Raw genomic sequence first — 14,799 nt, forward strand, 5'->3', positions numbered from 1 at the left:
CTCCATATCAGACTTTATTATTTTGAGAGCTGTTCTCTTGTGTAGTCAAGCAGACCACCTGCAAGGATAATATCCTTTGTTCTGCCTGTAAGCTCGCAGAGAACTGGTATCTCAACGCCTGTTGTCTTATTCACAACAGTAAGCTTAGACATATCAGCCTCAACATCTGCACGAACATCAGCAAGAACAATCTCATCGCCCTGATTTATCTTGTCATAGTCAGCTTCATTTACAAATGTGAGCGGAAGGATACCTGCGTTGATAAGATTAGCTCTGTGTATTCTTGCAAAGCTCTTAACGAGAACAGCCTTTATGCCAAGATAGAGAGGAGCAAGTGCAGCGTGTTCTCTTGATGAGCCCTGACCGTAGTTTGAGCCGCCAACGATTATTGACTTGCCCATGTTCTTTGCACGTCTTGGGAAGTCCTCATCACATACTGTAAAGCAGTGCTGTGAAATAGCAGGGATATTTGAACGCAGTGGAAGTATCTTCGCACCGGCAGGCATGATGTGGTCGGTTGTGATATTGTCGCCCACCTTAAGTGATACCTGACAATCAATGCTGTCATCAAGCGGTGAAGTCTGTGGGAAAGGCTTGATATTTGGTCCTCTAAGAACCTCAACGCTGTCCATATCAGCCTCGTCAGCTGGCGGAACAACCATATTGTCGTTTATCTTGAAATGTTCAGGAAGCTTGAACTCAGGCATATCTCCAAGTGTTCTTGGGTCAGTGAGGTAGCCTGTGAGAGCTGAAACAGCAGCCATTTCAGGTGATACCAGATAGATCTGACCATCCTTTGTGCCTGAACGTCCCTCGAAGTTTCTGTTGAATGTTCTAAGTGAAACACCCTTTGAGTTAGGTGACTGACCCATACCGATACATGGGCCGCAAGCGGATTCAAGTATTCTTGCGCCTGCTGCTATCATATCAGCAAGTGCGCCGTTCTCAGCGATCATGTTAAGTACCTGCTTTGAGCCTGGAGCGATTGCAAGTGAAACGCTAGGGTCAACTGTCTTGCCCTTAAGAATGTGAGCTACTTTCATCATGTCAACATAAGAAGAGTTTGTGCATGAGCCGATACAAACCTGGTCTATCTTAAGCTTTCCGATCTCATTTACGCTCTTAACGTTGTCAGGAGAATGAGGACAGGCAGCCAGTGGTACGAGCTGTGAAAGATCGATATCTATCTGTTCGTCATAAATAGCGTCATCATCAGCCTTTAGCTCGCTCCATACGTCAGCTCTGTCCTGAGCCTTCAGAAATGCAAGTGTTGTTTCGTCAGAAGGGAAGATAGATGTAGTTGCACCAAGCTCAGCACCCATATTTGTGATAGTTGCTCTCTCAGGGACTGTAAGTGTCTTTACGCCCTCGCCGCAGTATTCTATAACTTTGCCTACGCCGCCCTTTACAGACATTCTTCTGAGAACTTCAAGGATAACGTCCTTAGCTGATACCCATGGAGAAAGCTTGCCTGTGAGATTTACCTTTACTATTTTAGGATATGTGATGTAATAAGCACCACCACCCATTGCAACTGCAACATCAAGTCCACCTGCACCTATAGCGATCATTCCGATACCACCGCCTGTTGGAGTGTGGCTGTCAGAGCCTATAAGGGTCTTACCTGGTATGCCGAAACGCTCAAGATGTACCTGATGACAGATACCGTTTCCGGGACGTGAAAAATAAATGCCGTGCTTCTTGCAGACAGAACCGATAAATCTGTGGTCGTCGGCATTCTCAAAGCCTGACTGAAGCGTGTTGTGGTCGATATAAGCTACAGACTTTTCCGTTCTGACACGAGGAACGCCCATTGCCTCATATTCAAGATAAGCCATTGTACCTGTTGCGTCCTGAGTAAGCGTCTGGTCGATACGGATACCGATCTCCTGACCCTTAACAAATTCGCCGTCAACAAGATGTGCTTTAAGTATTTTTTCTGTTAAAGTAAGTCCCATTGTAACAACAATCCTTTCAAAAATAACTGATATTAATATTTTATAACAAATTGCGATTTTTGTCAAGGTAAATATAAACATTTGCTTGATTTTATAGCGTTTTAGTGCATATTTTTGCATGGTATACGTCAATTTACTGTATAAATTTTCACTTCTTACGATATCCTTACTTGACACGGCAAAGCGTATATTATATAATAGTTGTGTTATCAGAGAAAACAAGGCGGTGAAAAGCATGAAAGCAAAAACTGTTTTGATATTATTATCAGCAGTGATACTATGTCTTACAGGCTGTACAGAGTCACAAAAGCCCACAACAGTTGTGGATAATTCCTCTGCCGTGACTACATCATCAAGTGCTGACAGCGAAAGCGACAATGATAAATACTATGACAGCACGCCTATATCTCAGGCTTATCTCTCAGGCAATACAGCAAATCTTGATGATAAACAGCTTGAAATATACAACAAAGCCGTTTCAGCCATTGAAAAACTTATTACCCTTGACATGAACGATTACGAAAAAGAGCTTGCGGTACATGATTATATAGTTGGCTGTGCAAGCTATGACGAAGCACATCTCAATGCGCTTGGTATTGGCTTGCCAAACTCTGATAATCCATATGGCTGTCTTATAAACGGAAAAGCAATATGCTCAGGTTATTCCACAACGTTTCAGCTTTTTATGGATATGCTGGAAATACCCTGCAAGACCATATACGCCACAGATTTTGAGGGCGACGATCATTCATGGAACATAGTTCAAATAGGAGAAAGCTGGTATTATGTTGACGTCTGCTGGGACGACCCTATCCCTGACTTTACGGATAGACCAGTAAGGCACAAGTATTTTAACGTCTCAAAAGAATACATGAAAACAAAACACGTCTGGGACGATACAGAGCTTCCTGATACAGATAGTATAAAGTTCAGCTATATTACGCAGACAGTTACGCATATAAACTCAGTAAATGAGATAGAGAGCCTTATGGAAAAGGCTTTGGATAATATGCAGGACAGCGTGGCGGTAACGTCAGATATGAGCGATTTCCAATTCAGTGAAACTGACCAGATAGACACGAACTTCAATGAGAGAAACATCAAAGGGCTTAGCAAAGTTTTTGACAGCTTCTGCGAAAAGCATACAGATCATCAAGTATACTGTCAACGCGTCCAAAACGGAAATGATATAGTTTTGGTGATATACATGAGAAAATTCAGATAGGAGAGAGCAATGAAATTCAGACCTTGCATAGATATCCATAACGGTAATGTAAAACAGATAGTGGGCGGAAGCCTTTCTGACAAAAATAATTATGCTGTGGATAACTTCGTTTCAGAATATGACGGAGCTTATTATGGCAAACTTTATAAGTCATACGGACTGACGGGGGGACATATTATTATATTAAACCCTGTCGGCAGCGAATTTTACAACGCAGACCTCGAACAAGCCTACAGTGCATTATCCGCATTTGAGGACGGATTGCAGATAGGCGGCGGAATAAATGACGAAAACGCCACACAATTTCTTGACAAGGGCGCAAGCCATGTTATCGTGACGAGTTTTGTTTTTAAAAACGGTGTTGTTAATTTCGATAATCTGAACAGACTGGTGAAGTCCGTTGGCAAAAGCAGACTTGTTCTTGACCTTTCCTGCCGCAAAAGGGACGGAAAGTATTATGTGGTGACAGACCGCTGGCAGAAATTCACTGACATCGAAATGAACAGCCAGACACTTGAAATGTTCTCAGAATACTGCGATGAATTTCTTATCCATGCCGTTGACACAGAGGGCAAAGCAAAGGGCATTGAGCCGCAGATAGCAAAGATAATGGGAAAATACTGCACCATTCCATCGACCTATGCCGGAGGAATTTCATCATTTGACGACCTCGATACGCTAAAAGAACTCGGCAGGGGAAAGATAGATTTCACCATAGGCTCAGCACTGGATATATTCGGCGGCAATATGAGCTTTGAAAAAGTCGCTGTCTACGGCAAATAGTCCTGCCTTATGCAATAGACACAATATTTATAGCTGTTTTCTGCATATTTTGGCACAAAAAAGATTTGCAATTTAAGTCTAAATATGTTATAATATTATGATACTAATTCAGAAAGGACGAATTTTTATGTCTAAGATCCGAGTTGCCGTTATTTTCGGCGGAAAATCAAACGAGCACGACGTATCTGTTGTTTCTGCAACTCACGTTATAAAGAGTATACCAAAGGACAAATATGATGTTATTTGTATCGGAATAACAAAAAAAGGTCACTGGATGAAATATATAGGAGATGTTGACGATATTGCGTCAAACAAATGGGAACAGCACCCTGATAATGTTCCATGCGTTCTCAGTCCTGACCCTCTTCACAAGGGCTTTATCGCTCTTGGAGAAAACAGCGAATATCAGAATGTAAAAGTTGACGTTATTTTCCCAGTCCTTCACGGAAAGAATGGTGAAGACGGCACTATTCAGGGGCTTTTTCAGCTTGCTGAGATACCATTTGTAGGCTGTGACTGCATATCCTCTGCAAACTGCATGGATAAGGGACTTACACACACTGTTCTTGACGCAAACGGCATAAAGACAGCAAAGTGGGTAGGCATTATAACCTCAGAGCTTTCACATCTTGATGAGAAGTGTGACGAAATGGAAAGCAAGCTTGGCTATCCAATGTTTGCCAAGCCTGCAAACTGCGGTTCTTCTGTGGGCGTTTCAAAAGCTAAAAACAGAGATGAACTTAAAGCTGCCATAAAGCTTGCATTTGCTCATGACAGCAAGGTCATTGTAGAAGAAACTATAGTTGGCATGGAGTGCGAGTGTGCGGTAATGGGCAATGACGAGCCTTTTGCTTCAACTGTTGGTGAAGTATGCTCCGCAAATGACGAGTTTTACGATTTTGACGCAAAATATAATGATGCCGCTTCCAAAACGCTTATCCCTGCAAGAATGAGCGAGGAGAGCATTGAAGAAATAAGAAAGACGGCTGTCAAGGCATACAGAGCAATGGGCTGCAGCGGACTTTCAAGAGTAGACTTCTTCCTTATGAAAGACGGCACTGTTATTCTTAACGAGATAAATACTCTCCCAGGTCACACGCCTATAAGTATGTATCCACAGCTTATGCAGTACGAGGGAATGACCCCTGCACAGCAGGAAGATAAGCTTATCAAGCTGGCACTTGATAAGGCGGAGGTTGATTATGAATAACGCCGCCATTGGAGTTTTCGACTCAGGAGTTGGCGGGCTTACCTGTGTGAAAGAGCTTATAAAGCTTCTGCCAAATGAAAATATTGTTTATCTTGGCGACACGGCAAGAGTGCCATACGGCTCAAAAAGCAGAGAGACTATAATGAGCTATGCCAGACAGGATATAGAGTTTCTTAAACAGCATAACGTTAAAATGATACTCGTTGCTTGCGGTACAGTTTCTTCTGTATTGCCTGCAATGGATATAAAGTCAGATATCTCCATAAGCGGAGTTGTTGAGCCTGCTGTAAAGGCCGCCTGCTCTGCTACAAAGAATAACAGGATAGGCGTTATAGCCACAAGTGCGACCATAAAGAGCGGCATTTACGGCAAAGCTATAAGAAGCATTAACCCTAACATTAAGGTGGTCGGCAAGGCTTGTCCTATGTTCGTGCCACTGGTAGAGAATGGCTATACTGCCCCTGATTGCGTGCCTGCAAGGTATATCGCACAGGAGTATCTTGAAATAATGAAAAAAGAAGACGTTGATACGCTTATTCTCGGCTGTACTCACTATCCACACCTCACTGAACTAATTTCAGATATAATGGGCGAGGGTGTAACACTTGTTTCATCAGGTGCAGAGCTTGCGAAATATGCACTCAACTCCCTTTCATACAGCGATGATACGGCTGAAAGAGAAGAGCGTGAGAGCCTTGAGCTTTACTGTACCGACAGCGTTGAGCTGTTTTCTGAGAATGTTGAACGTTTTCTCGGAAACAATATCAATGCACAAATATCAAAATGCAGCCTAAAGCTGTAAACTGGAGGATTTTATTTGACCAGCAAGGAAGTATCAATAAAACTTGTTAGCCGTCAAAGCGACGGTAATACAAAAGAAGAAACAGAGCTTATCTCAGCAGGACTTTACGAAGCAACCGAAAAAGGATATCGCATATCGTATGAGGAGTCTGAGGCAACAGGATTTGAAGGAAGCGTTACAACGCTAGAAACCGAAGGATGCCGCAAGGTGACTATGAACAGAACCGGAACGGTTGAAGCGAATCTTGTTGTTGATATAGGCGAAAAGCAGCATTGCGTTTATGGCACTCCATACGGTGATTTTATGATAGGCATAACCGCTAAAACCATAAGATCAGATCTTGACGAAAACGGTGGAATGCTTTTCTTTCACTATGTTTTAGATGTCAATTCAAGCTATATCGGTGATTTTGAGATAGCTATAGAAGTAAAAGCGGCAAATGTTGTCGCATAATTATATTTGGAAGGACGGAAAAATAATATGACTAATCTCATAAGCGACGCATTTATTCAGGCTAAGGAGCTTGTAATGAAGGCTATGGGCGAGCTTGTTGCAGACGGAACTTTTCCAGCAGAGCCTGTTCCTGCATTTAATACGGAGATACCTGCCGACTCAAAAAACGGTGACGTTTCCACTAATGCCGCAATGGTATGTGCAAGACCTTTCAGAAACAATCCAAGAAAAATAGCAGAAGCTATCGTATCCAAGATAGACCTTAACGGCTCATACTTTGCAAGATGTGAAGTGGCAGGTCCTGGGTTCATCAACTTTTTCTATTCTACTGAATGGTATGCAACTGTAGTTGCCACTGTTTTGGAGCAGAAAGAGAAATACGGTGAAACTGACCTTGGCGCTGGAAAGAGCGTTCTTGTGGAATTTGTTTCTGCAAATCCAACAGGTCCTATGCACATAGGCAACGCAAGAGGCGGAGCTATAGGCGATTGTCTTGCGTCTGTTCTTGAAAAGGCAGGCTATGAGGTAGCAAGAGAGTTCTATATCAATGACGCAGGCAATCAGATAGAGAAGTTCAAGACTTCACTCGAAGTTAGATATCTTCAGATATACAAGCCTGAAACTGAGCTTCCGGAGGACGCTTATAAGGGTCAGGACATAATCGACCATGCAAACGCATTCAATGAGATATACGGCGACAAGTATGTGAACGCTGACAGCGAGGAACGCCGTCAGGCACTTTGCGATTTTGCACTTCCTAAGAATATTCAGAAACTTCATGACGACCTTGGCAAATACAGAATACAGTATGACAAGTGGTTCAACGAAAGCACACTTCATAAGGACGGCTCAGTTCAGAGAGTTATCGAACAGCTCAAAGCAAGCGGTCATACCTATGAAAAAGACGGTGCCCTTTGGTTTAAAACAACAGAGTTCGGTGACGAAAAGGATAGAGTTCTCGTTCGTGAAAACGGTGTGCCAACATATCTTGTGCCTGATATCGCATATCACTACAACAAGCTTGCAGTAAGAAAATTCGATAAGGCTGTAGATATTTTCGGTGCAGACCACCACGGATATATAGCTCGTATCAAAGCTTCTATGACTGCACTTGGCGTTGACGCTGACAGACTTGACATTGTTATCATGCAAATGGTAAACCTTGTCCGTAACGGTGAAAAGTATAAGCTTTCAAAGCGTTCAGGAAAAGCTATCACACTTTCTACTCTTCTTGACGAGATACCGATAGACGCAGCAAGATTTTTCTTCAATCTCCGTGAGCCTAACTCTCACTTCGATTTTGACCTTGACCTTGCTGTATCTCAGACAAGCCAGAATCCAGTTTACTATGTACAGTATGCACACGCAAGAATTTGTTCTGTCCTTAAAAAGATGAACGAAGAGGGCATTGAAGTTAAGATCCTCGACAAGACGGCTCTCAGCGTCCTCACAGCGCCTGAGGAGCAGGAGATGATAAAACTCCTTGCTACTCTGCCGAACGTTATAAACGAGGCTGCAAAGGCTTATGACCCAGCTAAGGTAACAAAGTATGTTATAGACCTTGCTACAATGTATCACAAGTTCTATAACAACTGCCGTATCATGGGAGAAGACGAGAGCGTTATGCAGGCAAGACTTTCACTTTCACTTGCAGTTAAGCAGGTAATAAAGAATATTCTTGATATGCTCAAGATAACTTGTCCAGAGTCTATGTAATAAAATATCAGACCCGACTGTGGAAACTCTACGATCGGGTCGTTTGTTATTTCTGGGTATTTCTTATGTAGTGGAATAGATATTGCTGTGCAATGCCCTCAACACCCTTCACACAAGAGGGAAGTCCGTTCGGATACCACTGTGCAAGCACTCGCTTCACCCACACGTCTTTTGGGAAAGCGTCCGTTTTGTAAAAGCCGAAAAGCAGTGTACAATCAGCAACTTTCGGACCAACACCCTTGATCTTCATAAGCTCGTTTCGTGCATCGTCAAGGGGCATTTCTTTTATCTTTTGGTAGTCTATCTCACCGCTCAAAACCTTTTCAATGGCGTCAACAAGATATTTTGCTCTGAACCCTGAACGCAGATACGCAAGGCTGTCTATAGTTTCATCTGCCATATCTTCGGCAGAAGGGTAGCCGCTATAATGCTCACACAAACGTCCTATAATGCCCTTTATCCTTGGGATATTGTTGTTCTGACTTATTATAAAGGAAGATAACGCCTCCCAACTGTCCTGCCTGAGTATTCTTATGCCGCCTGCAAATGAGCAGGCTTTTGACAGAGTTTCGTTCTCAGAGAAGCGGCGTTTAAGCTCCCCATAATCAGTATTCAGGTCAAAATAATCGATCCAAATGTTTTCAAAGTTCTGCACAGTAGTGTCATGAAGCCTAAACACGCCATTTTCGGGTTCCTCACTTATGGTAAGTTTGTTGTTAAGGAAAGCTCCGCTGTAAGTTTTTTTATCTATCTTCTCCCAGCGAAAAGCCTGTCCGCAATCAAGTGTATCATCTAGTCCAAAATCAGACTGTTTCAGCAAAATGTCACTGCCGCTTTGTGTATAATCCATAAAATTCAGCTCCTATTTATCATAAAATCATCGAATCTACTTGCAAAATTCTACAAAAAATATTATACTATAAATATTAGTATTTTTCAAGCGGATAAAATAAACATATCTAAGAAAGGATAGATCATATGAGAGAAAGCATTCTGACAATACCTGTCACAGATATATTTGAGCCGAAATGCGGCTGTCCAATATGCCGCCTGCGTGATACGTTGGAGCAGAGAACTGTTGAGTACATAATGGGAGCGGCTATGATGGAGCCAGACGTGCGTATTGAGACCAATAAGCTCGGTTTCTGCAAAACACATTTTGAACAGATGAGAGCCTGCAAAAATAGACTGTCACTTGCGCTTATGCTTCAATCACATTTGCAGGATATGCAAAAGCATATTTTCACACGAAAGAAAATGTTTGAGGGCAAGACAGCAAAGCAAAAGAAAGTCAGCGCAGTAAATAACGAATGTTTTGTATGCAGCAAGGTGGATTGGGGAATGTCAAGGATACTCGTTACGCTGTTTGAGATGTATGTTCAACAGCGTGATTTCAGAGATCTTTTTGCTCAGCAGGAAATGCTTTGTCTGCCGCACTATGACCTTTTAGTGTCTATGTGTACTGAAAATATGGATAAGAAATATCAGAAGCAGTTTATTGACGCTTGCGGCGAGCTGACAAGCAAATATCTTGACACTCTTGAAGCGGACGTATCACACTACTGCAAGATGTATGACTACCGTAACACAGGAGCAAATGCCGATTGGGGAAACTCAAAAGACTCCATAGAGCGTGCTATAAAATTTCTTACCACAAGATAAGAAATTTTCGTTACTTTTCGTTACAATGGTTACAGCTTAGATTTTATGCATAAGATTGTAAAAGTACAATTATATGTACAGAAGATCAGCTTATATCATTTAATAGGTCATTGTTCTTTGATCGGGTCATTTTTTTGTACTTTGAATCTAGCATTGTAAATTTATTCTCAAACAAATTCAAAAATTATGTAAAGTGCGGTTATTCCACTGCTAACAAATAACCTTCAACAAACAAGTTTGTATGTTAATATATTCGTAACATTCTCGTGTGTATTTGTTCCCAAAAGTTAGCGTTTTTTCGCTTAAATGGTCGATTTTCGTTATAATATGAAGTTTTCAACAGCCTGCAAATACCGATAAAACCATGAGTTTTCAACGTTTTCAACATGGTTTTCAACAGAAAATGCCCCTACGAATGTTGAAAACTTTTCATATTCAACATTTTTGCGTTGAAATGTTGAATATTGCACTTTTTAAATGCCAACAATCAGTAATATAATCAAGTAATTGGTATTCAGAGGAGTTGACCGTCATGCTCAAAGGAATTAATAAACAAATCATCGAAATAAAGTGTACAGAAAATGAATGTTTTGGTAAGATTCTATTATTTGTAAACGCAAATAAAAATCATCTACACCCTGATATTTTAAGAAAAAATGCTGTTGATATCGCAAGTGCGATAACGGGGGACAAAATGTTTTCGACAAACAGAAAATTCAACTTTGCGGCTGTGATATCAACTATAATGGGTGTGGCATTGCTTGTTCTGCTGCTTATCGCATTGTGTATGTGATAAGCATAAATATCATTGATAAAATTTGTGTAAATCGTCGAAAGTCTATATAAAAAGCCTGTTTACTATTGGCATTATGTTTTTTTTGTGGTATAATTACGAGTAGTATATTTTTTTGAAAAGGAAAATTCAATGAGTAATTATCAAGATAAAAATAATAATTTAGACGAAGAAAATGAACTGCAGCTTATAATTGGCAGAAACCCTGTTATCGAGGCTTTAAAAGCAAATAAGCTGATCGACACTATCTATATTAACCCTGAGGCTAAAGGCTCTATAACACTTATTTGTAGACTTGCAAAGGAAAAAGGCATAAATATCAAGCGTGTTACCGAAACAAAACTCAACAATATGAGCAGGGGAGCTTCACATCAGGGTGTTATTGCTATGGGTGCGTGTGCGGAGTATGTGTCTCCGGAGGATATTCTCAGCATCGCAAATGAAAAGGGAGAGGATCCTTTCATTATCATTTGCGATGAGATAGAAGATCCGCATAATCTTGGTGCAATAATCAGAACGGCTGAGGCGGCAGGTGCTCACGGCGTTATCATTCCAAAGAGAAGAAGTGCATCATTGAACGCAACTGTTTTCAAAACGTCCGCAGGTGCAGCAAGCTGGTTGCCTGCTGCAAGAGTTTCAAATCTTGCAGCAACTATTGATATGCTTAAAGAAAACGGTGTGTGGATATACGGAACTGACGGCGAGGGTCAGAGCTATACTGAAGTTAAGCTAACTGGTCCTATAGGCTGATAGTCGGCTCTGAGGGCTTCGGCATGGGACGTTTAATAAAAGATAAATGTGATTTTTTGCTTAGTTTGCCTATGGCAGGCAAAGTCAATTCTTTGAATGCTTCCGTTGCGGCGGGCATTTTTATGTATGAAGCCGTAAGACAGAGAAATCTATAAGGAACAGGGAGGTTAAAGCTTTGGCTGATAAATTCTCAATAGACGATATAATTTCAGAATACAGCGAAAAAGTTGAAAACGATTTAAAGACTGACGAGTCACAGGAAAACGATGAAATTTTAAATGAAGATACTAATATTGATGAGAGTATTGAAAAAGATAATGATACCAGCGATATAGATAGTGACGGCTATGATCCAATAAAAGCAACAGATTTTGATGATGAATTGGCATCAGATCATACGAACGAAAAAAAACGTAACGAGGAAAATGCTGCACTTATAAATAATCTCACCAAACATAAAAAAGGCAAGGCTGCAAAGCAGAGCATTCCGCCTGTGAACAGGGCAAGCCTTAAAGATATCAAAATGGGACTGACGGGAAAAATAATTCCGAAAACAGAGGAGTTTGACAAGGCACTTATCCCTGATGACGCCACCTATGAGGAAAAATCCTCTATATTATCACAGCACAGAAAGAAGAAAGTTGACAGCTTTGTTCTTAAAACTGACGAGCAGGAAAGCGAGCCTGACAGTAATGATACAAACGATAAAGACAAGGCAGGGCAGACGGAGTTTAAGAAGTTTGATGACGCCGAAAAGGTCTTTGGCTCTATCCGTCATGTGAAGAGCAACCTTGTTCTAAGGCTTTGTGTACTTCTGTTTACAGGCATTTTCAGCACATTCATCACGGTTGCAAATGACTTGGAACTGCCTCTTATAAAGACATTTGACAGAACGATAACCCCTGCGGCATATCTGTTTGCAAACACTATTTTGGGTCTTATTTCTATAGCGGTGTGCTATAACGTGCTTCTTGCAGGAATGAAAAGCCTATTTAAAAAAGAGGCAGATAATGATACAATAGCAGCGATAGGTATTTTTATTACAGTCATTGCAGGAATAATAAATCTATTTGACCCTGAGTCTATTCGTGACAGTGTTTACCATGTTTACATATCCGTTGCAATCGTGGGTCTGATATTCAATACTCTTGGAAAACTTATGGTGGTAAAACGTACTGAGCGTAATTTTAGGTACGTTGCAGGAGATTTTGAGAGATATGCAGTTACATCCGTTGAAGATGAGGAAATAGCAGAAAACTTCACAAGAGGCGCTGTTGCAGAGCCAAAGATAGCAGCTATGCGCAAAACCGAGTTTGTGGACGATTTTATGAAGAACAGCTACACTTCTGATATCTCAGATGAGTATTCAAAGAAAATAAGTCCTTATATCCTCATTGCAGGCGTTGTTATAGCACTTTTGTCACTTATATTTGATAAGGGTGCGTCAAACATGAAAGAACGTTTGTTCATAGCACTTGCGGCTTTCTCAGGCACTGTTACCATGTGTTCTTCGTTTGCGGTAATGCTTATAGTAAATGTACCTCTGGCAAGAGCTACAAAGAAGTATTTGCAGTATTCAGCGGTAATGCTGGGATATTCTTCTGTTGATGAATTTGCTGACACAAATTCACTTCTTGTTGACGCTGAACAGCTTTTCCCTAAAGGAAGCATTGAGCTTGCAAACCTTAAGCTTCTCTCAGCTATTTCTATTGAAGACTGCATTTTAATGGCGGCAAGCCTTAGCTGTCAATCGGGAAGTGTTCTTAAGTCTACATTCTACAAAATGCTCAGAGGCAAGACTGAGTTGCTTTATCCTGTTGAAAGCTACATTTATGAGGACGGTCTTGGACTTTCGGGCTGGATAGAAAACAAACGTGTACTTCTTGGTACAAGAGAGCTCATGGAAAACCACTCTATTGACGGTCTGCCGTCAGAAGCAAAAGAGAAGGAGTATACAAATGGGAATGTTGCTGTCTATCTTTCTATTTCTGGAATAACAGCAGCAATGTTCGTTATTCAGGTATCGCCTAATCTGTCCGTTACACGTTGGCTTCAGGAACTTGAACTTGAAGGTATCACAACAGTAATAAGAACAGTTGACGGCTTCCTTTCACAGCGTTTTCTCTCTGATCTCTTTGATATTGAGAGCGACAGCGTTAAGCTTCTCAGCTTCAGATATCACAAGGATTACGAAAGCGAAACCGAGTACGTTCCACGTCAGGCTTCATCAATGCTTTGCAGCGGACATTTTCCGTCATTTGCAATGCTTGTGATAGGTGCAAAAAGGCTCAAATTTACCGCAGAACTTGGTGCGTCAGTGATGTATGGTGCAACGATACTTGCGGCGCTCATAGCCTTATAATGATGCTGGCAGGTTCGTTTGTTCAGCTTACTCCAACGTTAGTTATCGTCTACAATCTCATTGTAACGGGCGTAGCGTTGCTTATACAGCACATCAAAAAACTATAAAAATAAAACCTCGGCCTGTAGTGATACAAACCGAGGTTATTTTTTACTTATTGCTTATTGTCCAATCTATTGGCTGAATATTGTTACTTACAAGGAAATCGTTAACCTTAGAAAAATGCCTGCATCCGAAAAAACCATTATACGCAGACAATGGAGATGGATGAGCTGCCTTGAATACTGCATGAATAGGGTTCGTTATAAGTGGTGCCTTAGCCTTAGCATTGCCACCCCAAAGGATAAACGCAGTAGGCACATTACGCTCATTAAGCTTTTTTATTACAGCGTCAGTAAGCTGCTCCCAACCTTTACCCTTATGAGAATTAGGCTGACCCTGACAAACAGTAAGAACAGTGTTCATCATCAGTACGCCCTGCTTAGCCCAATCGGTAAGTTCGCCATTATTAGGTATAGGGATACCAAGATCAGCGTTAAGTTCTTTGAAAATATTCTGCAAAGACGGTGGTGGATTCACACCAGCTTTAACGGAAAAACAAAGACCATGAGCCTGTCCCGGACCATGGTAAGGATCCTGTCCAATGATAACAGCCTTGACGTTTTCATAAGGCGTGTACTTCAATGAATTGAAGATATCATGCATATCAGGATAAACAGTGAAGTGTGAATATTCGTATTTCAAAAATTCACGGAGTTTCAAATAATATTCCTTTTTAAACTCATCAGCCAGAATATCGTCCCAGCTATTTCCGATATGCACCATTATACAGCACTAATGACAGTTCCAACGATCAGACCGAGTATAAGTGCGGCAACCAAAGCGAGAACGAGTATTCTCATGACCATAGGTTTCTTGTCGTTCATTAACTATCGTTCCTTTCATAAAATATACTACTATAATTTTATCATATTTTCGCTGTAAAATCAACTGTTTGGAGGAAATTTATAAAATAATTGTTTTCTATACTAATCATCAATTTCTTCAAACCTGATTTTATTTTGCACATTCTGATATATTTCTCA

At 41.1% G+C, this 14,799-nt stretch carries 12 protein-coding genes and 1 pseudogene; 10 read left to right on the forward strand and 3 right to left on the reverse strand.

Annotation, left to right across the window (positions count from 1 at the left end):
* Positions 1-17: 17 nt before the first annotated feature.
* Complete coding sequence (locus DW793_RS03545; protein WP_118157094.1) at positions 18-1,958, reverse strand: aconitate hydratase; 1,941 nt, start codon at positions 1,956-1,958, stop codon at positions 18-20.
* 235 nt (positions 1,959-2,193) lie between these two features.
* Here DW793_RS03545 and DW793_RS03550 point away from each other — a divergent pair, with 235 nt between their 5' ends.
* The 6 genes from DW793_RS03550 (at position 2,194) to argS (ending at position 8,147) form a co-directional block, all read left to right on the forward strand.
* The gene (locus DW793_RS03550; protein ID WP_181988278.1) at positions 2,194-3,183 is read left to right on the forward strand and encodes a transglutaminase domain-containing protein; all 990 of its coding nucleotides are present in this window, start codon (positions 2,194-2,196) and stop codon (positions 3,181-3,183) included.
* A 9-nt stretch (positions 3,184-3,192) separates the two neighbouring features.
* The gene (hisA, locus tag DW793_RS03555; RefSeq protein WP_118157086.1) at positions 3,193-3,966 is read left to right on the forward strand and encodes a phosphoribosylformimino-5-aminoimidazole carboxamide ribotide isomerase; all 774 of its coding nucleotides are present in this window, start codon (positions 3,193-3,195) and stop codon (positions 3,964-3,966) included.
* Positions 3,967-4,093: 127 nt separating this feature from the next.
* On the forward strand, positions 4,094-5,176 hold the full coding sequence (locus tag DW793_RS03560) for a D-alanine--D-alanine ligase family protein (RefSeq protein WP_118157087.1): 1,083 nt from the start codon (positions 4,094-4,096) through the stop codon (positions 5,174-5,176).
* Positions 5,169-5,978, forward strand: a complete 810-nt coding sequence (gene murI / locus DW793_RS03565; protein WP_022286900.1) for a glutamate racemase — start codon at positions 5,169-5,171, stop codon at positions 5,976-5,978. Before DW793_RS03560 ends, murI begins: the two co-directional genes overlap by 8 nt.
* 15 nt (positions 5,979-5,993) lie before the next feature.
* Positions 5,994-6,431 (forward strand): DUF1934 domain-containing protein, encoded by a 438-nt coding sequence (locus DW793_RS03570; protein ID WP_022286901.1) that lies wholly within the window; start codon positions 5,994-5,996, stop codon positions 6,429-6,431.
* 27 nt (positions 6,432-6,458) lie between these two features.
* Entirely contained in the window at positions 6,459-8,147 is a 1,689-nt protein-coding gene (gene argS / locus DW793_RS03575; protein WP_118157088.1) for an arginine--tRNA ligase, read from the forward strand.
* Between the two features lie 46 nt (positions 8,148-8,193).
* Here argS and DW793_RS03580 read toward each other — a convergent pair whose 3' ends face one another.
* On the reverse strand, positions 8,194-8,997 hold the full coding sequence (locus DW793_RS03580) for a DNA-3-methyladenine glycosylase family protein (protein WP_117876054.1): 804 nt from the start codon (positions 8,995-8,997) through the stop codon (positions 8,194-8,196).
* Between the two features lie 128 nt (positions 8,998-9,125).
* Here DW793_RS03580 and DW793_RS03585 point away from each other — a divergent pair, with 128 nt between their 5' ends.
* The 4 genes and pseudogenes from DW793_RS03585 to DW793_RS03600 all read left to right on the forward strand — a co-directional run bounded on the left by DW793_RS03585 (position 9,126) and on the right by DW793_RS03600 (position 13,714).
* Entirely contained in the window at positions 9,126-9,809 is a 684-nt protein-coding gene (locus tag DW793_RS03585) for a DUF6062 family protein (protein WP_117876055.1), read from the forward strand.
* A gap of 532 nt (positions 9,810-10,341) precedes the next feature.
* Entirely contained in the window at positions 10,342-10,602 is a 261-nt protein-coding gene (locus tag DW793_RS03590) for a hypothetical protein (protein WP_118157089.1), read from the forward strand.
* A gap of 132 nt (positions 10,603-10,734) precedes the next feature.
* A pseudogene (gene rlmB / locus DW793_RS03595) lies at positions 10,735-11,507 on the forward strand (23S rRNA (guanosine(2251)-2'-O)-methyltransferase RlmB).
* A gap of 20 nt (positions 11,508-11,527) precedes the next feature.
* Positions 11,528-13,714 (forward strand): hypothetical protein, encoded by a 2,187-nt coding sequence (locus tag DW793_RS03600; RefSeq protein WP_118157090.1) that lies wholly within the window; start codon positions 11,528-11,530, stop codon positions 13,712-13,714.
* A 150-nt stretch (positions 13,715-13,864) separates the two neighbouring features.
* Here DW793_RS03600 and DW793_RS03605 read toward each other — a convergent pair whose 3' ends face one another.
* Positions 13,865-14,539, reverse strand: a complete 675-nt coding sequence (locus DW793_RS03605; RefSeq protein ID WP_117927595.1) for a uracil-DNA glycosylase — start codon at positions 14,537-14,539, stop codon at positions 13,865-13,867.
* Between the last annotated feature and the right edge of the window lie 260 nt (positions 14,540-14,799).

Origin of the sequence: Ruminococcus sp. AM31-15AC, assembly GCF_003462045.1 — a bacterium.
GTDB classification, from domain to species: Bacteria; Bacillota; Clostridia; order Oscillospirales; family Ruminococcaceae; genus Hominimerdicola; species Hominimerdicola aceti.